This is a genomic window from Providencia sp. wls1916, assembly GCF_009706585.1.
GTDB lineage: Bacteria > Pseudomonadota > Gammaproteobacteria > Enterobacterales > Enterobacteriaceae > Providencia > Providencia lanzhouensis.
The window spans coordinates 86,748-109,987 of the sequence record NZ_WLUL01000023.1 but is presented as its reverse complement, the minus strand read 5'-3'; the positions used below and the strand labels follow the sequence as shown (position 1 = coordinate 109,987).

The window sequence follows — 23,240 nt, the reverse complement described above, 5'->3', positions numbered from 1 at the left end:
ATCTACAGTTTTTCACTAGTGTATTTTTAGTCTTACACTGTAACTTAATCTATACATCTGTTTATTCAATGTTATGATGAAATTGTTGTTTAAATGTAATGGCTTGGATGGATATGTTCTATTTTGCTTTATTCTGTTCTTTATTTTGAATGAATAAATCTGACATATCAAAATTAATAGATTAAATAACTAAAACAGAAATAAATAAAAATAATAAATACGGGGAAAAACTTATGTCACAAATGTTAGCTCTGTTATTAATTGTCGGGATACTGTACATCGGGGATGCCATAGCAGTACGAACAAAAGCATGGATCCCATCGGTGTTTGTTTGCGCTGTATTATTCCTTTTAGGTTATTGGACATTCTTTCCTAAAGATATTGTGAGCATTGCGGGAATACCAAAGGTTGTCGCCGTGATGTTGATGTATTTACTCATTACCAATATGGGTACATTGCTCTCATTGAAAGAACTATTACACCAATGGAAGACTATCTTAATTTCGTTATCCGGTATTTTGGGGATTATTGTCTTTATTTATGGAGTAGGTCTGGCGTTATTTGATTTAAATACAGTATTAGTGGCAATCCCGCCATTAGTCGGTGGCATCGTCTCTTCATTAATTATGTCAAAAGGTGCTGCGGAAGCTGGGCTGGTGGATCTCTCAGTATTTGCCATCTTAATTTATGTGATGCAAGGTTTTGCCGGTTATCCACTCACGGCCATCATGTTGAAACGTGAAGGTCGCCGAGTGCTTGAGCAGTATCGCAATGGTACTTGGAAAGAGTCATTGGCCGTTGACGGTTCGGATGATGTCGAAGTCAAAACACTGGCATCTGAAAGTGCAATGCCTCGCATGTTCAAGCGAATTCCGAGCCACTATAACACCAGCTATTTCCAATTTTTACGCTTAGTGGTGGTGGGATATCTCGCCTATCTAGTCTCTACCGTTGCTGCACCTTATGTGAGCATCAGTCCGTTTGTTTTGTGCTTATTATTTGGTGTTATTGCCTCGTCGATGGGCTTTTTAGAAAGGCAGCCTCTGCAGAAAGCGAACGGTTTTGGCTTTGCTATCATGGCATTAATGCTATTTATCTTTGATACGTTAAATCATGCGACACCGGATATGTTGTTGAGATTAGTCTACCCAATGGTAGTGTTGATTGTGGCAGCGGTCATCGGCATGTTTATCGCGTCTTGGATTGTTGGAAAAATTCTAGGGGTATCAAAAGAGATGGCTTTCGCAGTCTCATTGACGGCGCTGTATGGTTTCCCCGCGGATTATATCATTACCAATGAAGCCATTAACGCACTGACCAAAGACGAAAAAGAGCGCCAGATTTTAACTAGCCATATGTTAGGGCCAATGTTAGTTGGCGGTTTTATCTCTGTCACGATGGTTTCTGTGGTATTAGCGGGGATAATGGTCGCTTACATTGTGCCTGTTGCGGCATAACGATAAATAGAATATTAGAATTTAACACGCTGAAAAATAATAGTTTAAGAAAGCGAAAAGAATAGAAAAAGGACAGAAAAATGGTCAATAACAGCATCACAGCATCCATTAAAAAACACACAGAAGCGATGATTGCTTTTCGTCGTGACCTTCACTCACACCCAGAATTGCCTTTTGAGGAAGTGAGAACCACGAAGCGTATTGCTGAAGAATTGGCAAAAATTGGTATTGAGTATCGCCTCACTGAACCTACCGGAATTATTGCGGACATTAAAGGCGGTAAACCCGGAAAGACGGTCGCCTTACGTGCGGATATCGATGCATTACCTGTTCAGGAATTGAATGATTCCCTTGAGTATAAATCGACAAATCAAGGGAAGATGCACGCATGTGGGCATGATGCGCATACCGCGATGTTATTAACCGCAGCCAAAGCGTTATATGAAGTGCGCGATGAGTTAAAAGGAAATATTCGCCTGATTTTTCAACCTGCTGAAGAAATAGCGCAGGGTGCGAAAGCGATGATAAAACAAGGTGCAGTGGACAATGTGGACAACGTGTTTGGTATGCACATCTGGTCTACGACGCCATCAGGAAAAATATCATGTAATGTTGGCGGGACATTCGCTTCTGCGGACTTGTTGGTCGTGAAGTTTAAAGGGCGAGGTGGGCATGGTTCGATGCCGGAAGCGACCGTTGATGCCGCAATCGTTGCCTCGTCATTTGTGATGAATTTGCAAGCGGTGGTTTCCCGTGAAACTTCTTCTCTAGACTCAGCCGTTGTGACTATTGGCAAAATGGAAGTAGGCACCCGATTCAATGTGATTGCAGAGAATGCAGTGCTAGATGGAACGGTACGTTGCTTTGATATTGAAACCCGTACTCGCATTGAAGCGGCAATCCGCCGTTACGCCGAACATACTGCCGCGATGTACGGCGCCACTGCTGAAGTGGATTATATCTACGGTACGCTGCCAGTGATTAATGAAGAGCGCAGTGCATTACTGGCGCAGTCGGTGATCAGCGAAGCATTTGGTGAAAATGCATTAATGGCAGAAAGACCAACCCCTGGTGGGGAAGATTTCAGCTTTTATATGGAAAACATTCCGGGCTGTTTTGCATTATTAGGTTCAGGTAACCCAGAAAAAGATACCCAATGGGCGCATCACCATGGCTGTTTTAACATTGATGAAGATGTGATGGCGTCAGGTGCAGAACTGTATGCGCAATATGCATGGTCTTATTTACAGCAAGATAAGTTCTAATAAAATAATGGGACTTAGTGCAGAAAATAGGCTGTTAGGGTTTCACATCATGATAATAGATTATTAAATCAAGCCTGAGTAATAAATAGATTGCTCAGGCTTTTCTTTTGTATTTTAAATCGAGATATTAACCGCCAAATCCCATTTAATTAAACGTTAATTACGAATTATGGTGAACAAAAATGGCGTCTCTAAGGCGTTGTTGCAGCTCAAAGCGTTGTTCTTGGGTTAGCTTATCATCATGAGAAAGCTGCATTAGCATTTCATTCATATTATGAACGGAGTTTTCATCTAGCAATAAGGCGACTTTGTTTGTTATTTCTTGATAGTAATTCACAGTAAATCCTCCAGCGTATTGGGCTAATTAATTCTGTTTATCAATCACCATGACTGCCATGGTGTTTGGTTCAAGTGCGCGCATAATGTGGGGTTCATCACCTCGGTAGTGAATATAGTCACCGACATTGAGCTCAACAGGGTTGTCGAGTGGCCCAACTAATGCTCTGCCTGACATCAAAATAATATGCTCAGTGACATCATGCATATGGGGTTCTGAAACGCGATCTCGGCCGGGCTGTGCAACAACCGTATAAATATCCCGTTGAGAATTAGGGGGTGCAGAAGAGAGTAAATAGGCCAAATAGTTTGCGTGCTCTGCGCTCACTGGGGTGCCTTCACCATGGCGGATCACAGTCACTGCTGCGCGTTTTTCTTCAATTAAACGTGAAAATGGAATATCCAGCGCAACACATAATGCCCATAGGGTTTCAATGCTGGGATTGCCGCTACCGGATTCCAATTGGGATAGTGTGGATTTTGCGATCCCCGCTTTACGCGCAAGTTCAGAGAGAGAAAGCCCACTTTTTTGCCTTTCACAAGCCAATGATTTTGAGATTAATTCGATAGGGGGCGTGAATAAGGTCAACTTTAACATCCTATTTGATTGCACTTAGCCTAAAGCAACGACATAATGAACGAATGTTTTTTATATCGAACGGTCGTTCTATGCAGACATCTAAATTTCAGTTTTCTATTCTCCATAATAGCACAGTGAAAAATATTGCACTGGTGTGTATTGCAGACTTAATTGTGGGAATTTCCTACGGTGCATTAGCTCATTCACAAGGTTTTGATTGGTGGGTACCGTTGATGCTGTCCATTTTTGTGCTAGCGGGTGCATCCGAGTTTCTGTTTATTGGCGTGGTATTTTCAGGGGGAAGCCCTCTGTCAGCTGCCTTAGCTGGGCTATTAGTCAACTCGCGCCATATTCCATTCAGTTTTGCCGTCAGTGAATTAACGGGAAAAGGGGCAAAATCGTTGCTGGGATATCACATTATGAATGATGAAAGTGTGGTTTTTGGCTTGGCACAAGACAGCGAACGCGAGAAAACCGCCGCATTTTGGTTGTGCGGATTAGGAATTTTAATCTGTTGGCCTGCTGGTGTGGTCATCGGAGAAATTCTAGGAAGCTTTATTCAAGATACCCATGCACTAGGGATGGATGCCATGTTTCCCGCCATTATCTTAGCGCTGAGTTTACCCGCGTTGAAAGATAAGCGCTTAAGACTCGCGGCGATAGTCGGGGCTGTAGTTGCTGTGGTAACAACACCGGTATTACCGGCGGGGATCCCCGTTTTACTGGCCTTGTTGAGTTTAGTTATCTATATAAGGAAATCATGATGATGGAACATCCTTGGTTAATCGTCAGTGGGATTTTTATTTTAGCGGTTGGGACGTACTTAATGCGGGCATCCGGCGCATTGCTAAAAGGGCGGGTCAATTTAACAGAACAAAATAAAGCCCTATTTTCAGCTGCTGCTATTGTGATTTTATTTTCAGTCGCGATGACTTCAACGCTCTTTTCAGGCAATGAATTATCGGATTTACCGAAAATAATTGGGGTGGTGGTGGCAGGTATTCTGACTTGGTACCGCAAGCCATTTATTGTGATTGTTTTGTCGGCTGCGATAGTCACAGCGGTATTACGCGGGTTATTTTAGTTAAAAAAAAAGCCCCTATGGCATTAGAGGCTAAAATTAGGGATATACCTAAACGTTATTGTGTCCATTAAGATACTGATTTTTAACTAACAATGCCAAAAGGTTGATGTTATCAGTGTAACAGGCACAGCCTATGGTTTAGGTTGACTCATTCTTATTTAGCTACGGGCGCCGTAGCAGGAACCGGCATTGGCATCGGTTGTGCTGGCTTGAATTCAGGCACTTCCACGACAGACATTTTCACCATGTAGCGTTTGCCATCTTCAATTTTAGGTGTATCGTTTGCCAGTTTTTTCAAGGTTTCATTAGGTTTGGTGGTTTGTTCAGTCACGCTATACACCATATTATGATGATTTCCGCTGTGATGGCGTGGTGATTTATTCATATCAACATTAGCGGCTGCGGCGGCAAAGCCGACAGACAGTAAAACGGCAGCAAGTAAACCTTGGTTTAATTTGTTCATCTTTTATCTCCTCATTAACGTGATGAGAGGATAATTCATCAATTAGATTTCCCTCGCAATGGCTTTTACCTGCTTTGACTGAAGCTCCATATTTCCTGCACGTTTTATCCTTTCTTTGCACATTTTATTGAAAATAATGAGATTATTTTACGTAGAGAAGATTATGTGAAGGTAAAGAAGATAACCCAGAAAAATCTCTGGGTCATTGACGGTTAGCACGCGATTTGCGGTTGCTGTGGCTCGAGAGGAGGTAAACCATAGGCTGCGCGAGCACGGTCGCAGGCTTCATTGTGAATGCCGTTATGCCACGATTGTTCGAATTCTCGGCATGGCGTAGGGCGCTGTTCATAAATAGAGCAAGAAACACATTCCCCGACGGTGCCACCAAGTGCAGTACAGCGGGTATTAGGTTTTTGGTTTGTACCTTGCATGCAGCTCATAAAAGGGGTGATTTGCTCTGTTAAATGTTGAGGAACTGAACCACCGCCAGCCTCAGCTTCTGCCCAGTAAAATGAGACACGAAAGTAAGCACAACAAGCACCACAGCTAACACAGGGATTATCTGAAGGATCAGTTTTTAGTATATGAATAATATTGGTCATATAAAAAATCTAACAATGAAGTTGATAGTTCCCGTAGGAAACGGGAGACGCAACACAGGCAGGAGGCCTAAGAAAATGTTGCTCAGTCACTATTATGTTACGCAGCTTTACGTATTGGCAATATTTTTTAGATTAAAAACCCAGTATTTCCCATCAAGTCGAAATAAAGTAAAAATTTCAATCTGTTGCAGTTTGATAAAATGTCGAACACAGAAAATAGCAGATACAAAAAAACCTGCCGTTTGACGGGCAGGTTTCAATGAGTGTTAGGAGATTAGGGCGATTAAACGTGTTTTAAATCACCATCGTCATCTTGATTGAAGATTGACTTGTCCGTTTCGCCCATTAACTGGCTAGTGACGGTACCTGCTGTCATTGAACCACTTACGTTCAGAGCAGTACGACCCATATCAATCAGAGGTTCGACCGAAATTAACAGCGCAACTAACGTGACTGGTAATCCCATTGCTGGCAGTACAATCAGTGCGGCGAAGGTTGCACCGCCACCCACACCGGCAACACCGGCAGAACTGATAGTCACGATACCGACTAAGGTTGCAATCCATAGTGGATCAAATGGGTTGATCCCCATGGTTGGAGCGACCATCACTGCTAACATCGCAGGGTAGATACCTGCACAACCGTTTTGGCCAATAGTTGCACCGAAAGACGCCGAGAAGCTTGCGATAGATTCTGGCACACCAAAACGGCGAGTCTGCGTTTCAATATTCAGTGGAATACTGGCTGCGCTCGAACGGCTGGTGAATGCAAATGTCAGTACTGGGCCCGCTTTCTTAAAGAATTTGATTGGATTTAAGCCAGTTGTCGCCACGAAGATGCCGTGAACCACAAACATAATAGCTAGCGCGACATAGGATGCGACGACGAAAGTTCCTAAGTTAATAATATCGGCTAAGTTAGAGCTTGCGACCACTTTGATCATCAGCGCCATCACACCGTATGGGGTTAAACGCATGACTAAGCGAACGAGTTTCATTGCCCATGCTTGCATCACATCGATAGCCGCTAATGCTTTTTCACCGCGCTCTTTATCATCTTTAAACAGTTGCAGCGCAGCTACCCCTAAGAAGGCAGCAAAAATAACCACACTAATGATAGATGTTGGGCTTGCACCCGTTAAATCAGCAAACGGGTTTTTCGGAATAAAGGACAGGATTAACTGAGGAACCGTTAAATCTGAGACTTTACCAATATAATTTGTTTCAATGGCCGCTAGACGTGCAGTTTCAGATTGACCTTGAACCAGACCTTCAGCGGTTAAGCCGAACAGGTTTGCGATCAAGATACCCACTAAAGCAGCAATGGCTGTGGTAAACAGCAGTGTGCCAATGGTTAAAAAGCTAATTTTCCCTAAAGAAGATGCCTTATGAAGTCGAGCGACCGCACTCAGAATAGAGGCGAACACCAGAGGCATAATCACCATTTGTAACAGTTGAACGTAACCATTACCGACGATATTAAACCAAAGAATGGAGTCTTTTACCGTTTGGTGACCGGAACCATACACAAGGTGAAGTCCGACACCATAAGCAACACCGAATACGAGACCCAGTAAAACTTTTTTGGACAGGCTCCAACCATTCGATCCGAGTTTTGCTAACAGTATTAAAAGTGCTACGAAAACGAGCACATTGATAATCAGAGGAATATTCATTCCGCACTCCAAATTGTAATTATTTTACATAATGATTCTTGTTGTTAATCCTTAATAGGTATAAGGATTTCATTTCTTCTAACAACTGGTTATATGATATCAGTTGAAGTTAGTCATTACTTATAATCAAAAGTTATAATTTAGGTTGATTAATGCTTACAGTATATTACAAAAGTGAGCTTTTTGTCGGTAAGTGTATATTTATCTGATTATTAAAATAATTTAGTGCGTTTTCAATTTGCTGGAACCAATCAGCGGGATGGGCTGTTGGAATTAAGACAGCACAGACGGTCAAAAGCACAGCAATAAAGCGTTCTCCGCGTTTACTGGACTTGCCGCGTAAGATGGGAAAACAAAAACGTGTTGGCAGAGGCCATAAAAAGGGAACCCCCGATGGAGTCAGCATATCAGCCACTAAATGGCTCATATAACCTAATAAAAATGCTTGGATAAGGTCGCTAGGTAAGTCCCAATAGTGAGGTAGCCATTGGTAGCTGCTGATCAGTAAGATTAGCCAAGCGATCAGACTGTGAGTGAATCCTCGATGCCCACACAGTTTTGATATAGGTAGTGAAATAATACGAAAAAGCCGCCCGAGAATAGATGAAGGATGGTCAATATCCGGCAATAAGGCACCTAGCAACACTCCTGGCACCATATGCAACCAATCACCCTGAGCGAACTCTGGGGTAATTTGCAATTTATGAGCCATTACAAGTGAGGCGACGGAAAAAAGCAGATGCCCTTCAGCAGTCATGGTGGATAAAATACCATCTGTTTATCTATACAGTAGGCGGGCAGTATAAAGGGTTTGTAGGAAATATGGTAGTGGGGGAGAGTTAAAAAAACTCTTATTTATTAGTTAATAACCGTAGATTTTTATACTTTTTTAAATTTCCCCTACGTGAAAAACGTAAGGGAAATCGAGTTCCGTTAACTTATTTAAGATTAACGTAAATTTTCTGGGCGTAAATCGTTCAATGAGGCGATTTTAACATCAGCCAAACCCCAGCGTGGGTCATTGAAATGCTTACTATCAGGCACGACGATAGAACGCATTCTTGCCGCTTTTGCAGAAATCATTCCATTAAAGGAGTCTTCTAAAGAAGCACAATGGATAGGCTTGGTGGATAACTCAGCGGCTGCTTTTAAATAAACTTCGGGATGAGGCTTACTTAATGGCAAGTCTGCTGCTGAAACGACGGCAGAAAAATAATGGCGGATATCAAATAAGTTAAGCACTTTTTCTAGCATATAATCTGGAGATGCAGATGCTAAAGCGATTTTTAGATCCATTGAGCGGCACAGTTCAAGTGCATGCTGTACACCAGGCAGTAATGGGCGTTTTTCTTCCACTAAACCAATAACGCGGTCAATAATACGCTGCTTTGTTGCTTCTAAGCTACAACCTTGCCAAGGAGATGCGTTGTACCAAAGTTCAACAACGTGATCGATACGTAAACCTAGAGTGTCAGGAAGAGTGTGCTTAATGGACAAATCGACGCCTAACTCTGCAAAAACTTCATCTTCCCCTTGTTCCCAAAAAGGTTCCGAGTCAATCAGCAAACCATCCATGTCAAAGATGACAGATTGGATAGGTAATTTATGATACATAGCAAACTCCATTCATTTAGATACCCGCTTAAAAAGAGGGTGGGGATTGTCGCTGTACTTTAATCACAGTCATTTTGGTTTCTGAAACGATTCTAACAAGCTATGACTTGGGGTTATAGAGATATATGTGCTATCACATGATTTTATTAGAAATTTGAGTTTAGTTATTGATGTGAATTCAATTCAATTTTTGAATAATCCGAAACTCGGTTTTTAACTATCATTTTTTTATAGAAATTTGGAGCCAGCAAATATTATCGGCTATGATTAGCGTAGAAAAAAACTTTAAGGAATAGTTGTAATGAATTACCACAAGGCAAATTCTCTTGCGATTGGCAAACGTATTTTGGGCTGGATCGTATTTTTTATGGCGTTAATTTCCACATTGACATCGCTAATTAAATTAGCGGCTCTGAAAGGAATTCAAGGCGAAGGAATTAATGCAGTTGCCAATGATTTTGTTAAATTAATGGCGGAGATGACTCGACAAAGTACGCCGTTTCTCAATGTATTTTGGAATAATTCACCAGTCCCTGAAGTGAGCCATGGTTTTTCAGGTAGCTGCATCGGATTTTTTGTTATTTTTATTTTCATCTTTGTGGGGCTTGCTTTAAGTGCTTCAGGTTTACGCATGTATCGACAAATTAAATTCATTCGCGAAAGTATTGAAGATCATGTCATTCTTGAAAATGCAAAAGGCAGTGAAGTGACCAAAGAAGAATTAGAAGCCAAAGTCACTATTCCTCGACATACTATTTTCAAACAGTTCTTTTTGATGTATTTCTGGCCGATTGTTTTAGGGATCGCCATTTATTTTGTATTGAAACTTCTGAATTGGTAGTTTTTCATGATGTGGCCGCTTTTCATTATGTTGATAGTGCCCGTCATGTTGATGTTTTCCCATCATGAAAATGCACAGCATCGGTATTTACTCCGCCGCTGTGCATCTCTTATTTCCGTCTATTTGACTCGTAGTTATTCGTCGTCTAGTAAATTATCAATAATGCTGCGAGCGTGCAGATAGCTCTGTTCATTACCAAACATATTGGCTTGATTGAGTAAGAAATAGAGTTGATAGATTGGTTGCCTGTCTAAGAAGCCCGCTGGTAATGGCCAAACACTTTGGTACCCATCAATAATTTGAATCGGAATTTCTTTATATAATGGTAACATGGCGATATCACATTCCCGATCACCCCAATAACAAGCAGGGTCATAGAGTACGCCATCCATTTGGTTGGTGACCGCACAATTTGCAGGCCACAGATCCCCATGTAATAAAGAGGGCTGAGGTTGATGACCGGATAAGCGGTGTTTAACAATATCCACGAGTTGTTGAATATCACCAAAAACCATGCCTTTCTCAGATGCAATTTGTAATTGAAGACCAATACGTTTTTCTGCAAAGAATGCATTCCAACGCTTTTCCCACCCATTAGGCTGAACAATGGTACTGAGCATAGTATCAAAGTCGAACCCATAGCTCGGCTGTTCTTCCCATTGATGTAATCGCGCCAATTGTTGACCAAAATGCCAGGCATTGGTGCTATCAAAATGTTTTAACGGGAAATATTCGAGGAGAAGAAAGCTGTGGTGCTTGTTGCTACCCAAGCCGTAGACTTTGGGAACGGTGATGGTTTGGCTTTTCGCTAGCATTTCAAGCTGCTCTGCCTCTTGTTTAAAAAGAGGGAGAAACTCGCGGCGATTTTGTTTTACGAACACCGTATGCTCACCATAATCGATTCTTAAGGTGTGATGAATATCCCCACCAGAGAGAATCACTTTATTTCGCAGCTCTGCCTCACCAAAGTGTTCAATTAATAAACGATTCATCGCTTGCCACATGATCCACCTCGCTGTGATTTGGTCTTCACTCATACCATACTATAGCGTCAATTTAGGAATTAACAGTGATCATTGTTTAATAATTACGCCTTATTTCGAAATGATTGATGGCTGATTTTGTTCAAGAATTGGGAGAGGATTGATTTCGGCGATAATGGATGGATATCGCGTTTCTTCTTTTATATAGAGTAAACTTCAAGATAAAAGAGAGTCGAATAGAAGAAAGAAAAAGCTGAATAGGTTTTCACCGTATTCAGCTGAGGTTGATGACAAAGAGGGATAAAAGCGTGGTTTTCCCTCTTTGTGTTATCAGGCGAAAATCAATAAATTGATTTTCCTCGTTAATTTTACAACCCAAACGAGCCATTTCCAAACCTGATGGGTTTGTCAATGGCCTGAGCTGAATAGGTTTTCACCGTATTCAGCTTTATATCATTAGGCAGTATGCAAATCTTGGCGTGTGCTATGGGATTTGCGGCGCGCGAGGATTAATTTGCTATAGAGCAGGGCGATAACAAAGTAGCCCGCTTGGATCACAACAATCGTTGGGCCTGTTGTCGCATTAATATGGAAGCTGACAATCGTACCCAGCACGCTGGAGGTGACTGAAGCGATAATTGCTATCACCAACATCCAACCAAAGCTACGGCATAGAACAAAGGCGATGATCCCCGGTGAAATCAACATTGCAATCACCAGAATGATCCCGACAGCTTGCAGTGATGCCACGATGGTTAAAGCTAATAGAGAAAGTAATCCGTAATGTAGCCATTTAACCGGCAAGCCGATAACACGTGCTTGATTTGGGTCAAAGCAGTACAGCATAAAGTCTTTACGTTTGAGTAAGATAATCGCAATGGTTATCCCCGCAAACAGTAAGATTTGTTTAAATTCTTCGTCGGTGACCCCCAAAATATCCCCGAATAAAATATGGGTAAGATGTTGTTCAGTATCAATTTTTGCGAACATTACCAAGCCGACAGCAAACATACCCGAGAAGACAATACCCATGACGGTGTCTTCTTTTATTCGACTGTTCTCTTTTAAATAGCCGGTAGCAACGGCGCAAAATAGCCCCGAAACAAAAGCCCCAATAGCAAGCGGAATGCCAATGAGTGATGCAATGATAATTCCGGGTAATACTGCATGGGAGATGGCGTCTCCCATTAATGACCAACCTTTCAAGACTAAAAAGCAGGATAAAATAGCGCAGACGGTTCCCGTAACAATCGCCGTAATCAAGGCTTTTTGCATAAATGGAAATGCGAAAGGATCCATCAGTAAGTCCATAAAATCACTCATGGGTGGCTCCTTGCTGTTTACGGTGATGCAAGTCAGCGACTTCGCTACGGGCTTTGCGACGAGAGGCAAACAGCCCGTGTTTTGGAGCAAAGAAGAATGCCAGTAAGAAAATTACTGTTTGGAACGTAACAATTAGCCCGCCCGTTGCCCCATTTAAAAAGTAGCTGAGGTAGGCACCAATTGCGCTGGTGGCAGTACCGATAGAGACGGAAATGATTAGCAATGTTTTAAATTTATCTGTCAGTAAATAGGCAGTGGCACCTGGCGTAACCACCATCGCAATGACCAATATCGCCCCAACGGTTTGCAGTGCGGCAACGGTACATGCGCTTAATAAGGTGAAGAAAATGATTTTTAGGCGTAGTGGGTTTAAGCCAATGGAACGCGCATGGCTTTCGTCAAAAAACACGGCCAGTAAGTCTTTCCATAGGCACATCAGGACAATAAATGAAACGGCAATGATAATCTCGACTTGAAGCACGTCAGCATCGGCGATCCCCAAAATATTACCGAAGATAATACTTTGCACGTTTACTGAGGTTGGGTTCAACGAAACAATTAATAACCCCGCCGCAAAAAAGGTGGAAAAGATAAAGCCGATAACGGCATCTTCCCGTAAGCGGGTGAGATGTTTAACAAATGTCATGGCGAGGGCGGCGAGAATACCTGTAAAAAAAGCCCCCGCAGCGTAAGGTAATCCAAGCGCATAAGCGCCCGCCACACCGGGCACAACAGAGTGGGAGAGGGCATCTCCCATCAACGACCAACCTTTGAGCATTAAATAAGCTGATAAGAAAGCACACACCGCTCCGACGATGGCACTCACCCATATGGCTTTAACCATAAAGTTGTACTCAAAGGGTTGCAGTAACAACTCAATCATTCAGATTCCTTAGGCTGATTTTTTCTAACCGGTGCATCGTGATCGTGACCATAGAAGACGGCGGCGCGTTCATCATCAGTAATTACCGTGACAGAGCGTGGGTCATCATCGTCGTGAAGCTCTTGACCAGACAGGTTAATATGACGCAGTACGCCACCAAATGCTTTTTGTAGATTACGCTGAGTAAAGGTGGTTTCTGTTGGACCACTCGCCAACACTGTGCGGTTTATTAAAATCACATGGTCACAAAATTCAGGCACACTTCCCAAGTTATGGGTTGAGACTAGAATTAAATGACCTTCATCGCGCAGACTGCGGAGTAGGTCAATAATGGCATTTTCTGTTTTTACATCGACCCCTGTAAAGGGTTCGTCGAGTAATAGAACTTTACCTTGCTGGGCGAGGGCGCGAGCCAAAAACACCCGTTTTTTCTGACCACCAGAAAGTTCACCAATTTGGCGATGCTCCAAACCCGCTAAATCTACGCGTTCTAAAGCCATTTTTACGGCTTCTTTGTCTTCCTTTTTAGGAATACGAAAGAAGCCCATTTTGCCATAACGCCCCATCATCACCACATCAGAAACTAGCACTGGAAAATTCCAATCCACTTCTTCTGTTTGTGGAACGTAGGCAATCACATTCTCTTTTAATGCCGCTTTAATCGGCTGATCATTGAGGGTCACACTACCAGACGATGGTGTGACTAATCCCATAATGGTTTTAAACAGTGTTGATTTACCACTTCCGTTCACGCCTACAAGGGCGCAAATGGAGCCACCGTGAATATTGAAACTTGCATCATAAATCGCGGTATGACCATTGTTGTAAGTGACAGTTGCGTCATCAACAACCAGAGTCGGATGTTCAAATTGATTTGTATGGCTCATTTACTGTGAAAATCCTTTTGCGATAGTATCGACGGTTGTGTTCAGCAGATCTATGTATGTTGGTACAGGGCCTTCAGCGGTTGATAGCGAGTCGACGTATAATACTCCGCCGTATTTCGCGCCAGTTTCTTTACTGACCTGCAGAGCTGGCTTGTCTGAAATGGTACTTTCGCTGAAAACAACGGGAATGTTGTGTTCACGAACTGTATCAATCACTTTTTTAACTTGCATTGGTGAGCCTTGCTCTTCAGCATTGATTGGCCACAAATAGACTTCTTTAAAGCCATAATCTTTAGTGAGGTAGCTAAATGCGCCTTCACTGGTCACTAACCAACGCTTATCTTCAGGAATACGATTTAAACGTTCACGTAAAGGTGCATCAAGCGCCGCAATTTCTTGGGAATATTTTTTCGCGTTAGCATTATAAATGTCGGCGTTTTCTGGGTCATATTTCACCAGCGCCTTACGGATATTTTCGATATAAATTTGTGCGTTAGCAGGTGACATCCAAGCGTGAGGATTAGGATTATCTTTATATTCCCCTTCACGGATTGGCATAGGTTCAATGCCTTCAGTGACGACAACTGCAGGCACATCTTTAAGGTTTTCAAAGAAACGCTGGAACCAAACTTCCAGATTCATTCCGTTCCATAAGATAAGGTTAGCATCGTAGGCTTTCATAATATCTTTTGGTGTCGGTTGATAACCGTGGATTTCTGCACCCGGTTTAGTGATGGATTCGACAATTGCGGCATCACCGGCTACATTTTGAGCAATATCTTGTATTATAGTAAATGTGGTGACCACTTTAAATTTTTTAGCCAAAGCAGGTTGGCTGACAAATAAAACGGCAGCTAATGCAATGAATGTGGTACGTAATAGCGTTGATAATCGGAATAAACAGTTTGTCATAAAATAGATCCTAACGTTGGGTCGCGAGTTCTATGAACTAAATTAATCTCATTAAATGGTTAATCTAAATAAGTATGTTATTGGGCTTGAATGTATTTTCTCATTTATATTGACCTATTTGACTCTACAATGAGTATGGTCTTTCAGGCTGATAGTATTTATATCCCAATTGATAATGATTATCAATATCAATTATGAAAAATCCCGTTAAATGGTAAAAGGGATATTTTTGTAATCGATGAGTTGCTGGCTATCATTATTATTTAACATGACTAAAACACGTCCAGAAGTAAAAGTTAAGTAAAAAATGTATTATTTTTCTAAAGATTAGCTATTCTTTTGGTGTTTTAATTTGCAGAGGATACAACAGTGAAAAAAATGGTCGGCAGTGCGCTTGTACTTTTGCTATTGGCAGGTTGCTCAAGTGATCCCAATAAAACAGCGAACAGAACAAGAATGCTAGATAATCGCAATCAAATGCCAAATACGACAGCCAATACTAGTTATCCACGAACTCCATATGATGAGTTTATTCGTGAATCCGCGAATCGTTATAGTGTGGATGAAACACTGATTAGAGCCATTATTGAAGTAGAATCTAACTTCCGACCAGAAGTGGTGAGTAAATCTAATGCCATTGGTTTAATGCAAATTAAAGCGTCAACAGCAGGGCGTGATGCATATCGTTATCAAGGGCGTTCTGGTGAACCAAGTTCTAACGATTTAAAAGATCCACGTAAGAATATTGATATCGGTACAACCTATATTCGTATTCTCAAAGAACAACATTTGGCGGGTATTAGCCACCCGCAAACTATGTATTATGCGACCGTTGTGGCTTACGTGAATGGGGCCGGGGCATTACTAAGAACATTTGATAATGATAAAACTAAAGCTATTGCGATGATAAATAACTTATCACCAGAAGAGTTTTATCAACATGTTCAGTCTAAACACCCCGCGCCGCAGGCTCCACGTTATTTGTGGAAAGTTAAGAATGCGTATAATGCATTAGCGGTGAATTACTGATATTCCGTCATTAAGTGTGGGAGCTGCGCGATAATTTCAACGATACCGTTGATGACAAATTGCACTCCCATACAAATTAATAAAAAACCCATTATCCGCCCAATTGCATCAATCCCACTGTTCCCTAGCCATTTCATAATTGACGTCGCTCCCCGTAGCCCAATCCAAACAATCACACTGGCGATCAGAAAAACAATAATGGGTGCGACAGTGATAACCCATGGAGCAAAACCAATATCCCCTTGCAAAGAAGCGGTGGAACTAATAATGATCGCGATGGTACCAGGGCCTGCAGTACTTGGCATTGCGAGAGGGACGAATGCGATATTTTGGTTACCTTGACGTTTTTTGGGAACACTTAAATCGTCAGTGGAGACATTATTGTTATCTTCACTATTATCTGAATTAGGAAATAGCATCCCAAAACCAATAAAAACAACAATAAGCCCACCCGCAATACGTAGCCCAGGAATCGAAATTCCGAAGGTGTTCATGACTAATTGGCCAGCATAGAAAGCAACGAGCATGATACAAAAGACATAAATTGCAGCCAGCAGTGATTGGTGGTCACGTTGTTCTTTGGTCATGTTGGCGGAAATACTGAGCATCACGGCAATGGCGGTCAGTGGGTTAGCCAGTGGAAGGAGTAAAACTAAGCCAAGGCTAACGGCTTGAAAAAGTTGTAAAATATCTTGCATGTCGAAAATTACCCTCCAAATTAATCTAGAATGGCTTCTCGTTGGAACTATAACAAACATTGTTACTAATTTGTGGAATCAGAAGGGTATTCTCCCACCAAATTTAGGACAAAGAGATTTTTTTACGTGAGATTGCGTAATCTTTTTACTTAATGAATGACAAAGTTGTTCACATTAACTGTGGATAACATCCCGATTCATGTGTGAATAAGTGTAATTATTTGTTGAATAACAAAGGGGTATGTCACTGGATTAAAAACATTCAATATTTTGAGCAAAAAAAAACCTTTTTATGTGAGATAAAAAGGTCAAGGGCATTATTGCTAGAGGGGGTTTATGTTCATTTGTTAGTGAGTATATACAGTGCTATCTGTTTTACTGACAGGTTATGTAAATTCGTTAAAAGATTATTGTCAGACGATAATCTTATTTCTTGGTAATATAATTGGAATATTCTTTACAAACTCTTTTTTATTTTAAAAACTGCTTTACGGTTTATTGTGTATTCTAAATTTCATGTTAAATAGAATTTTAGGATAGCCAATGAGAAAGTTACTGTCACCATTAGTTACTTCATCAATGCTGCTTGTTTTGGCTATTGCCGCTGTGCTGATCCTGTTCCCACAAATGTGGAAACAATCTATTTTTCCTTCGCTCTCTCAATTATTACCAGATTCAGTTAATTCCTTTATGGTACAAAACGGATTGGCGAATAATGCGTGTGATAATTTAGAAAATAATTTAAGAAGTTTTGCAGATTATCTGCAAGCAAATGCAGACGTTGTTGAAGTGAAGGGAATGAATGGATTAGAAGAGCAAATTGCTAATATTCAAGCCAGATTAAATAATTTACCCAGCGATGTGCGTAATTCCGTATGCCAACAAGAGTATGCCAATCTTGAAGGTCTAAAAAGCGTTTTTTCTTTAGGATACCGTTCATAAAATAACAGAGTATTCATTTACACTGTGTTATTGAATATTATTGATATCGGTGCCAATTCTTATCGTTTTATCCATGATATGCTTACCATATGAATATCAATTTAGGATCTGTGATGAGCATATTTAAACTTCCATTTGTGAATTGGTTAGTACTTAATGGATTTGCTGCTTATTATCTGCATATCAAAGAGGGCTTTTTCTGGAGTTTTTCTGGTTGGATGGGGATTATCGGCATCCTGGTTGCCTTAGAGGCTTTCGGCTGGATTGGCGCAAGTTTATATTATTTTGTTCAGCAAAAAACCTCACCAAATCCTATTAGCCCCGCATCTTCTCTTATTACTAGGGGCCCTTATCGGTTATCTCGTAATCCGTTATATCTTGCTTTTACCTCGATGAGTTTAAGCTTCGCTTTGTTTTCGCATTCACCTTATTTTTTGGTTTCAGGTTTGGTCTTTTGGTTAATTACTGACTTATACACCATTCCCCAAGAAGAAAAATTCTTATCTGAACGTTTTAAAGAGGAGTGGCGTACTTATACTCAGCAAACACGACGCTGGCTATAATTCATCTTGGTTTAATCTGTTGGTTGTTTATTTTTTATAAGTGATATCACCTATTTAATGTTGAGTTGTTGATGTTATTATCTATTGATTTAGCTTTCGATGCGAATTTTGATATTTTTCAAGGCGGTTTCCTTTTTGTACATATAAACTGGTATAACCCATAGACTTGTGAGGTTATTGCCGTGAACAAAAAAGTGTTATTAGGTGCTATCGTTTCTTCAGTATTACTGTATTCGGCATCAGCTGTAGCATGCCCTTACTGCAATGGAAACTATGATCACCGCTATCAAAACAATTACCATCAGAACAATTATCGCCAAAACAATGAAATCGCTAAGTTAGCGAAAGAGTTTGATGATAAGCGTTTTGAATTGAACAAACTGTACGATGCTGGCGCCAAAGATGATGACCCGAAAGTAAAAACGCTGGTGAAAGAGCTTGATGATTTATCACTGCAACTTCGAAACGAAGAAGACAAACAATATAACCGCCCATATCGTGATGGTGGATGGGGTGGGCGCGGCAACCATCGCGGTTGTTGGTAACGTTTTGTTGTAATAAGGCTATTCAAAGTCATGTTGGGTAGCCTTTTTGTCTTTTTTCACAGGATGATGGAATGATATTTTTCTCCCCTTAACGATTTATCGTGAAAAAGTGTGGTGAGAGATGAAAAAAGTAATAATTACCGCGTTAGAGCATCCCACAACCCTAAATATTTCATTATCGCGTTCAAAATCACGTATTGAATGGTTACCTGAATATGCAGTGAGAACGGATTGCAATGGCTATGGTCATAATATTCTTATTATGATGGCGGATTAAACGTTAATGAGCCCTGAGCATCAGTAATTTTAGCGCTACAATAATCAACAACTGGCTATCGCCATAAAATATGTCTGTGTTATGATTACGAGTTGAGTTGCTAGCGATGTGCATAATTGCGTTATCAATTATATCTGCTTTAGCTTATATAATGTGTACATAATTGTGTACCTATCTCGCATAGTGAAGTGAGAAATCGTCAGTAACGTATTGATTTATAAACTTTGGAATAATCAAGCAAGTGATCTTTCGTGTGGGTCACCACTGCTGATAAGGATTTTTTAATGCCTGTTATTACTCTTCCTGATGGAAGTCAGCGTCAATTCGACCATGCAGTTTCTGTCATGGATGTGGCTCGCGATATCGGCGCCGGTCTAGCAAAAGCATGTATAGCTGGTCGTGTTAATGGTGAGCTGGTAGATGCTTGTGAACTGATCGAGCATGACGCAAACCTGTCAATTATCACGAGTAAAGATGATGATGGTCTAGAAATCATTCGTCACTCTTGTGCTCACTTATTAGGTCATGCAATTAAACAATTGTGGCCAAATACCAAAATGGCAATCGGTCCAGTTATCGACAACGGTTTCTATTATGATATTGACCTTGACTATACGCTGACCCAGGAAGATTTGGACAAGCTAGAAAAGCGTATGCTTGAGCTTGCCAAAACAGATTATGATGTGGTTAAAAAACGTGTTTCTTGGGCAGAAGCTCGTGAAACATTCGTAAACCGTGGCGAAGATTATAAAGTTGAAATCTTGGATCAAAATATTAGCCAAGATGATCGCCCAGGTTTATATCACCACCAAGAATATATTGATATGTGTCGCGGTCCACACGTACCAAATATGCGTTTCTGTCACCACTTTAAATTACAAAAAGTGGCAGGGGCATACTGGCGCGGTAACAGCGATAATAAAATGCTGCAACGTATTTACGGTACTGCATGGGCAGATAAAAAGCAGCTTGCTGCATATCTGCTGCGCTTAGAAGAAGCGGCGAAGCGTGACCACCGTAAAATTGGTAAGCAATTAGATTTATATCATATGCAGGAAGAAGCGCCGGGTATGGCATTCTGGCATAACGATGGTTGGACAATTTTCCGTGAACTGGAAACTTTTGTACGTACCAAACTAAAATCCTACAATTACCAAGAAGTTAAAGGCCCATTTATGATGGACCGCGTATTGTGGGAAAGAACAGGTCACTGGGAAAACTACAAAGATGCAATGTTCACAACCTCATCTGAGAACCGTGAATATTGTGTTAAACCAATGAACTGCCCAGGTCACGTTCAGATCTTTAACCAAGGGTTAAAATCATATCGTGATTTACCACTGCGTATGGCAGAATTTGGTAGCTGCCATCGTAATGAGCCATCAGGTGCACTGCATGGTTTAATGCGCGTACGTGGCTTTACCCAAGACGACGCCCATATCTTCTGTACTGAAGATCAAATTTTGGGCGAAGTGACTAGCTGTATTGAGATGATTTATGACGTTTACAGCACTTTCGGTTTCGAAAAAATCGTTGTAAAACTGTCTACTCGCCCTGAAAAACGTATCGGTACAGACGATATGTGGGATACAGCAGAAGCAGACTTAGCCAATGCGCTGAAGTCGAAAGGTATTGAGTTCGAATACCAGCCGGGCGAAGGTGCATTCTACGGCCCGAAAATTGAATTTACACTGTATGACTGCCTTGACCGTGCATGGCAATGCGGTACTGTACAATTAGACTTCTTCTTACCGGGTCGTCTAAATGCTTCTTATGTTGGCGAAAATAATGAGCGTATTACGCCAGTTATGATCCACCGTGCGGTTCTGGGTTCATTAGAGCGCTTTATCGGTATCTTAACGGAAGAATATGCTGGTTTCTTCCCAACATGGTTAGCACCACAACAAGTTGTTGTGATGAACATTACAGATAGTCAAGCAGACTATGTTCAAGAATTAGTTAGCAAGCTGCAAAGTGTTGGCATTCGTGCGAAAGCGGACTTACGTAACGAGAAAATCGGCTTTAAGATCCGCGAACACACCCTGCGTCGTGTTCCTTACATGTTGGTTTGTGGTGAGAAAGAAGTTGAATCAGGTAAAGTGTCTGTTCGTACCCGTCGTGGTAAAGATTTAGGCAGCCTTGATGTTAACGAATTCATGACTAAACTACAGGAAGAAATTCGCAGTCGTCAGCTCAATCAGATGGAGGAATAAGGTATTAAAGGCGGAAAAAAACTCCCAACAGCACGTCCGAATCGTATTAACGAAGAGATCCGTGCAACTGAAATTCGTGTTACTGGCATTGACGGTGAACAACTTGGTGTAATGAGTGTGCGTGACGCACTTGCCAAAGCGGAAGAGGCTGGTGTTGATTTAGTCGAAATCAGCCCAAACGCAGAGCCACCAGTTTGTCGAATCATGGATTACGGCAAGTATCTTTATGAGAAGAGTAAATCTCAGAAAGAGCAGAAAAAGAAACAAAAAGTTGTTCAGGTGAAGGAAATTAAATTCCGTCCAGGAACAGATGAAGGAGACTACCAAGTTAAATTACGTAGCCTCATTCGTTTCTTAGAAGATGGTGATAAAGCGAAAATCACACTGCGTTTCCGTGGTCGTGAAATGGCTCACCAACAAATCGGTATGGAAATGCTTAACCGCATCAAGGCTGATTTGGAAGAGCTCGCCGTCGTCGAATCATTCCCTTCACGTATTGAAGGGCGCCAAATGATTATGGTGATGGGACCTAAGAAAAAATAATAGGTCATGATTAAGAACGCGAGTGGGGATTGCACCTCACTCGCGTTTTTTTATTGATAGACCCAGTTATTTACATGATCCTTAGTGAATAATTTGAATATCTGCTTGAGTAATCTCACAATAAGCAGTAAAATCCGCGGTCGAATCGCTTTGTAAAACTCGCCTTGTTCGAGTTAAAGCTAAAAAAGAATATCGCGTTTGGGTAATAAGTTGTTTAAAAAGGCATTACCGAGGCGCTTGCTTTAGAGAATGTAGCAAATCTCTTTATCCAGTTGGAGGAATGAAGTATTAAAGGCGGAAAAAGAATCCCATCAACACGACCAAATCGTATTAATGATGAAATTCGTGTTCCTGAAGTCCGTTTAACCGGTTTAGACGGCGAACAGTTAGGCATCATGAGCGCGCGTGAAGCGCTTGAAAAAGCTGAAGAAGCAGGTGTTGACCTCGTAGAAATCAGCCCAAATGCTGAACCGCCAGTTTGTCGTATTATGGATTACGGCAAATTCCTTTATGAGAAGAGCAAGTCTCAAAAAGAACAGAAAAAGAAACAAAAAGTTGTTCAGGTGAAGGAAATTAAATTCCGCCCTGGTACAGATGAAGGTGATTATCAGGTCAAACTACGCAACCTGATTCGCTTTCTAGAAGATGGTGATAAAGCGAAAGTAACACTGCGTTTTCGTGGTCGTGAAATGGCTCACCAGCAAATCGGTATGGAAATGCTTAATCGCATCAAATCTGATTTGGAAGAGTTAGCATCTGTTGAATCATTCCCTTCGAAGATTGAAGGGCGTCAAATGATTATGGTGCTGGCACCGAAGAAGAAATAGTTAGGCAACCAAGTAATAGTTTCACAGTAATGTGAGTATTATTCGCCTAATTAATTCGTAGTTAATCACAATGCGAAGTTGGAAATAAAAGAAATGCCAAAGATTAAAACTGTACGTGGCGCAGCAAAGCGCTTTAAAAAAACTGCAGGCGGTGGCTTTAAGCGTAAGCATGCAAACCTTCGTCACATTCTGACTAAAAAGTCTACTAAGCGTAAACGCCATTTACGTCCGAAAGGAATGGTATCTAAGGGCGATCTGGGTCTGGTTGTTGCTTGCCTGCCTTACGCATAAGTAAACATTTAGTTAATTAAGAATAAAGACGATAGGAGATAGCTATGGCTCGCGCAAAACGTGGTGTAATCGCACGTGCACGTCACAAGAAAATCATGAAACAGGCGAAAGGTTACTATGGTGCACGTTCACGTGTTTACCGCGTAGCGTTTCAAGCGGTAATCAAAGCTGGTCAATATGCTTACCGTGACCGCCGTCAACGTAAACGTCAGTTCCGTCAACTGTGGATCGCGCGTATCAACGCTGCGGCTCGTCAGAACGGTCTGTCTTACAGCCGTTTCATCAATGGCTTGAAAAAAGCTTCAATTGAAATCGACCGTAAGATCTTAGCAGACATCGCAGTTTTCGATAAAGCAGCATTCACTGCTTTAGTTGAAAAAGCAAAAGGCGCTTTAGCTTAATGTTTG

Annotated in this window: 28 protein-coding genes; 15 read left to right on the top strand and 13 right to left on the bottom strand. The window is 41.4% G+C overall.

Translation table 11 applies throughout. The features are described from left to right. Nucleotides 1-233: 233 nt before the first annotated feature. Complete coding sequence (locus GKR61_RS16815) at nucleotides 234-1,457, top strand: hypothetical protein (RefSeq protein ID WP_036983683.1); 1,224 nt, start codon at nucleotides 234-236, stop codon at nucleotides 1,455-1,457. Nucleotides 1,458-1,537: 80 nt separating this feature from the next. Further along, nucleotides 1,538-2,722 carry a M20 family metallopeptidase gene (locus tag GKR61_RS16810; protein WP_154600270.1) on the top strand — a complete coding sequence of 395 codons (1,185 nt, stop codon included), beginning with the start codon at nucleotides 1,538-1,540 and terminating at the stop codon, nucleotides 2,720-2,722. A 160-nt stretch (nucleotides 2,723-2,882) separates the two neighbouring features. On the opposite strand, the gene GKR61_RS16805 is transcribed toward GKR61_RS16810, so the two are convergent. Beyond that, entirely contained in the window at nucleotides 2,883-3,059 is a 177-nt protein-coding gene (locus GKR61_RS16805; RefSeq protein WP_108479034.1) for a DUF2526 family protein, read from the bottom strand. 27 nt (nucleotides 3,060-3,086) lie between these two features. Continuing rightward, complete coding sequence (locus tag GKR61_RS16800; RefSeq protein WP_036950519.1) at nucleotides 3,087-3,656, bottom strand: helix-turn-helix domain-containing protein; 570 nt, start codon at nucleotides 3,654-3,656, stop codon at nucleotides 3,087-3,089. Nucleotides 3,657-3,727: 71 nt separating this feature from the next. Between GKR61_RS16800 and GKR61_RS16795 the strand changes: the two genes are divergently transcribed. Both GKR61_RS16795 and GKR61_RS16790 read left to right on the top strand, forming a co-directional pair. Continuing rightward, nucleotides 3,728-4,402 carry an AzlC family ABC transporter permease gene (locus tag GKR61_RS16795; protein ID WP_154600269.1) on the top strand — a complete coding sequence of 225 codons (675 nt, stop codon included), beginning with the start codon at nucleotides 3,728-3,730 and terminating at the stop codon, nucleotides 4,400-4,402. Continuing rightward, nucleotides 4,399-4,722: an AzlD domain-containing protein gene (locus GKR61_RS16790; protein WP_080675622.1), complete on the top strand. Its 324-nt coding sequence runs from the start codon at nucleotides 4,399-4,401 to the stop codon at nucleotides 4,720-4,722. The genes GKR61_RS16795 and GKR61_RS16790 overlap by 4 nt, the downstream gene beginning before the upstream one ends. A gap of 154 nt (nucleotides 4,723-4,876) precedes the next feature. Here GKR61_RS16790 and GKR61_RS16785 read toward each other — a convergent pair whose 3' ends face one another. The 5 genes from GKR61_RS16785 to hxpB all read right to left on the bottom strand — a co-directional run bounded on the left by GKR61_RS16785 (nucleotide 4,877) and on the right by hxpB (nucleotide 9,076). Next, on the bottom strand, nucleotides 4,877-5,185 hold the full coding sequence (locus GKR61_RS16785; RefSeq protein ID WP_036950515.1) for a hypothetical protein: 309 nt from the start codon (nucleotides 5,183-5,185) through the stop codon (nucleotides 4,877-4,879). Nucleotides 5,186-5,397: 212 nt separating this feature from the next. Further along, nucleotides 5,398-5,787 carry a YkgJ family cysteine cluster protein gene (locus GKR61_RS16780; RefSeq protein WP_036950513.1) on the bottom strand — a complete coding sequence of 130 codons (390 nt, stop codon included), beginning with the start codon at nucleotides 5,785-5,787 and terminating at the stop codon, nucleotides 5,398-5,400. Nucleotides 5,788-6,070: 283 nt separating this feature from the next. After that, complete coding sequence (locus GKR61_RS16775) at nucleotides 6,071-7,462, bottom strand: L-cystine transporter (RefSeq protein ID WP_154639913.1); 1,392 nt, start codon at nucleotides 7,460-7,462, stop codon at nucleotides 6,071-6,073. A gap of 166 nt (nucleotides 7,463-7,628) precedes the next feature. After that, a complete protein-coding gene (locus GKR61_RS16770) occupies nucleotides 7,629-8,219 on the bottom strand; it encodes a metal-dependent hydrolase (RefSeq protein WP_036950506.1) in 591 nt (196 codons plus the stop codon). 191 nt (nucleotides 8,220-8,410) lie between these two features. Continuing rightward, complete coding sequence (gene hxpB / locus GKR61_RS16765; protein ID WP_036950504.1) at nucleotides 8,411-9,076, bottom strand: hexitol phosphatase HxpB; 666 nt, start codon at nucleotides 9,074-9,076, stop codon at nucleotides 8,411-8,413. 301 nt (nucleotides 9,077-9,377) lie between these two features. Here hxpB and GKR61_RS16760 point away from each other — a divergent pair, with 301 nt between their 5' ends. Further along, nucleotides 9,378-9,917 carry a YniB family protein gene (locus tag GKR61_RS16760; protein ID WP_154600267.1) on the top strand — a complete coding sequence of 180 codons (540 nt, stop codon included), beginning with the start codon at nucleotides 9,378-9,380 and terminating at the stop codon, nucleotides 9,915-9,917. A gap of 134 nt (nucleotides 9,918-10,051) precedes the next feature. Here GKR61_RS16760 and GKR61_RS16755 read toward each other — a convergent pair whose 3' ends face one another. The 5 genes from GKR61_RS16755 to GKR61_RS16735 all read right to left on the bottom strand — a co-directional run bounded on the left by GKR61_RS16755 (nucleotide 10,052) and on the right by GKR61_RS16735 (nucleotide 14,905). Next, on the bottom strand, nucleotides 10,052-10,921 hold the full coding sequence (locus GKR61_RS16755) for a fructosamine kinase family protein (RefSeq protein ID WP_036950500.1): 870 nt from the start codon (nucleotides 10,919-10,921) through the stop codon (nucleotides 10,052-10,054). Nucleotides 10,922-11,356: 435 nt separating this feature from the next. Then, nucleotides 11,357-12,223, bottom strand: a complete 867-nt coding sequence (locus tag GKR61_RS16750) for a metal ABC transporter permease (RefSeq protein ID WP_154600266.1) — start codon at nucleotides 12,221-12,223, stop codon at nucleotides 11,357-11,359. Beyond that, nucleotides 12,216-13,106, bottom strand: a complete 891-nt coding sequence (locus GKR61_RS16745; RefSeq protein WP_108479029.1) for a metal ABC transporter permease — start codon at nucleotides 13,104-13,106, stop codon at nucleotides 12,216-12,218. Before GKR61_RS16745 ends, GKR61_RS16750 begins: the two co-directional genes overlap by 8 nt. Beyond that, entirely contained in the window at nucleotides 13,103-13,993 is an 891-nt protein-coding gene (locus GKR61_RS16740; RefSeq protein WP_036950494.1) for a manganese/iron ABC transporter ATP-binding protein, read from the bottom strand. Before GKR61_RS16740 ends, GKR61_RS16745 begins: the two co-directional genes overlap by 4 nt. Further along, nucleotides 13,994-14,905, bottom strand: a complete 912-nt coding sequence (locus GKR61_RS16735) for a metal ABC transporter substrate-binding protein (RefSeq protein WP_108479028.1) — start codon at nucleotides 14,903-14,905, stop codon at nucleotides 13,994-13,996. It lies immediately after the preceding gene. Nucleotides 14,906-15,274: 369 nt separating this feature from the next. Here GKR61_RS16735 and GKR61_RS16730 point away from each other — a divergent pair, with 369 nt between their 5' ends. Beyond that, a complete protein-coding gene (locus tag GKR61_RS16730; protein ID WP_036950490.1) occupies nucleotides 15,275-15,934 on the top strand; it encodes a transglycosylase SLT domain-containing protein in 660 nt (219 codons plus the stop codon). On the opposite strand, the gene GKR61_RS16725 is transcribed toward GKR61_RS16730, so the two are convergent. Further along, nucleotides 15,928-16,632 (bottom strand): MarC family NAAT transporter, encoded by a 705-nt coding sequence (locus GKR61_RS16725; protein ID WP_036950488.1) that lies wholly within the window; start codon nucleotides 16,630-16,632, stop codon nucleotides 15,928-15,930. The two genes, GKR61_RS16730 and GKR61_RS16725, sit on opposite strands and share 7 nt — an antisense overlap. A 543-nt stretch (nucleotides 16,633-17,175) precedes the next feature. On the opposite strand from GKR61_RS16725, the gene GKR61_RS16720 reads away from it, so the two are divergent. The 9 genes from GKR61_RS16720 (at nucleotide 17,176) to rplT (ending at nucleotide 23,234) form a co-directional block, all read left to right on the top strand. Continuing rightward, entirely contained in the window at nucleotides 17,176-17,574 is a 399-nt protein-coding gene (locus tag GKR61_RS16720; RefSeq protein WP_036950486.1) for a hypothetical protein, read from the top strand. A gap of 113 nt (nucleotides 17,575-17,687) precedes the next feature. After that, the gene (locus tag GKR61_RS16715) at nucleotides 17,688-18,137 is read left to right on the top strand and encodes a methyltransferase family protein (RefSeq protein WP_036950484.1); all 450 of its coding nucleotides are present in this window, start codon (nucleotides 17,688-17,690) and stop codon (nucleotides 18,135-18,137) included. A gap of 182 nt (nucleotides 18,138-18,319) precedes the next feature. Beyond that, a complete protein-coding gene (locus GKR61_RS16710; RefSeq protein WP_036950482.1) occupies nucleotides 18,320-18,682 on the top strand; it encodes a hypothetical protein in 363 nt (120 codons plus the stop codon). A gap of 121 nt (nucleotides 18,683-18,803) precedes the next feature. Continuing rightward, nucleotides 18,804-18,959 (top strand): hypothetical protein, encoded by a 156-nt coding sequence (locus GKR61_RS16705; protein ID WP_154600265.1) that lies wholly within the window; start codon nucleotides 18,804-18,806, stop codon nucleotides 18,957-18,959. 284 nt (nucleotides 18,960-19,243) lie between these two features. Beyond that, complete coding sequence (thrS, locus tag GKR61_RS16700; RefSeq protein WP_036950480.1) at nucleotides 19,244-21,172, top strand: threonine--tRNA ligase; 1,929 nt, start codon at nucleotides 19,244-19,246, stop codon at nucleotides 21,170-21,172. A gap of 3 nt (nucleotides 21,173-21,175) precedes the next feature. Then, complete coding sequence (infC, locus tag GKR61_RS16695; RefSeq protein ID WP_071992134.1) at nucleotides 21,176-21,715, top strand: translation initiation factor IF-3; 540 nt, start codon at nucleotides 21,176-21,178, stop codon at nucleotides 21,713-21,715. A 287-nt stretch (nucleotides 21,716-22,002) separates the two neighbouring features. After that, a complete protein-coding gene (gene infC / locus GKR61_RS16690) occupies nucleotides 22,003-22,542 on the top strand; it encodes a translation initiation factor IF-3 (RefSeq protein WP_071992133.1) in 540 nt (179 codons plus the stop codon). Nucleotides 22,543-22,635: 93 nt separating this feature from the next. Then, nucleotides 22,636-22,833: a 50S ribosomal protein L35 gene (gene rpmI / locus GKR61_RS16685; RefSeq protein ID WP_004263702.1), complete on the top strand. Its 198-nt coding sequence runs from the start codon at nucleotides 22,636-22,638 to the stop codon at nucleotides 22,831-22,833. 44 nt (nucleotides 22,834-22,877) lie between these two features. Next, the gene (gene rplT / locus GKR61_RS16680) at nucleotides 22,878-23,234 is read left to right on the top strand and encodes a 50S ribosomal protein L20 (RefSeq protein ID WP_006659451.1); all 357 of its coding nucleotides are present in this window, start codon (nucleotides 22,878-22,880) and stop codon (nucleotides 23,232-23,234) included. Nucleotides 23,235-23,240 lie beyond the last annotated feature (6 nt).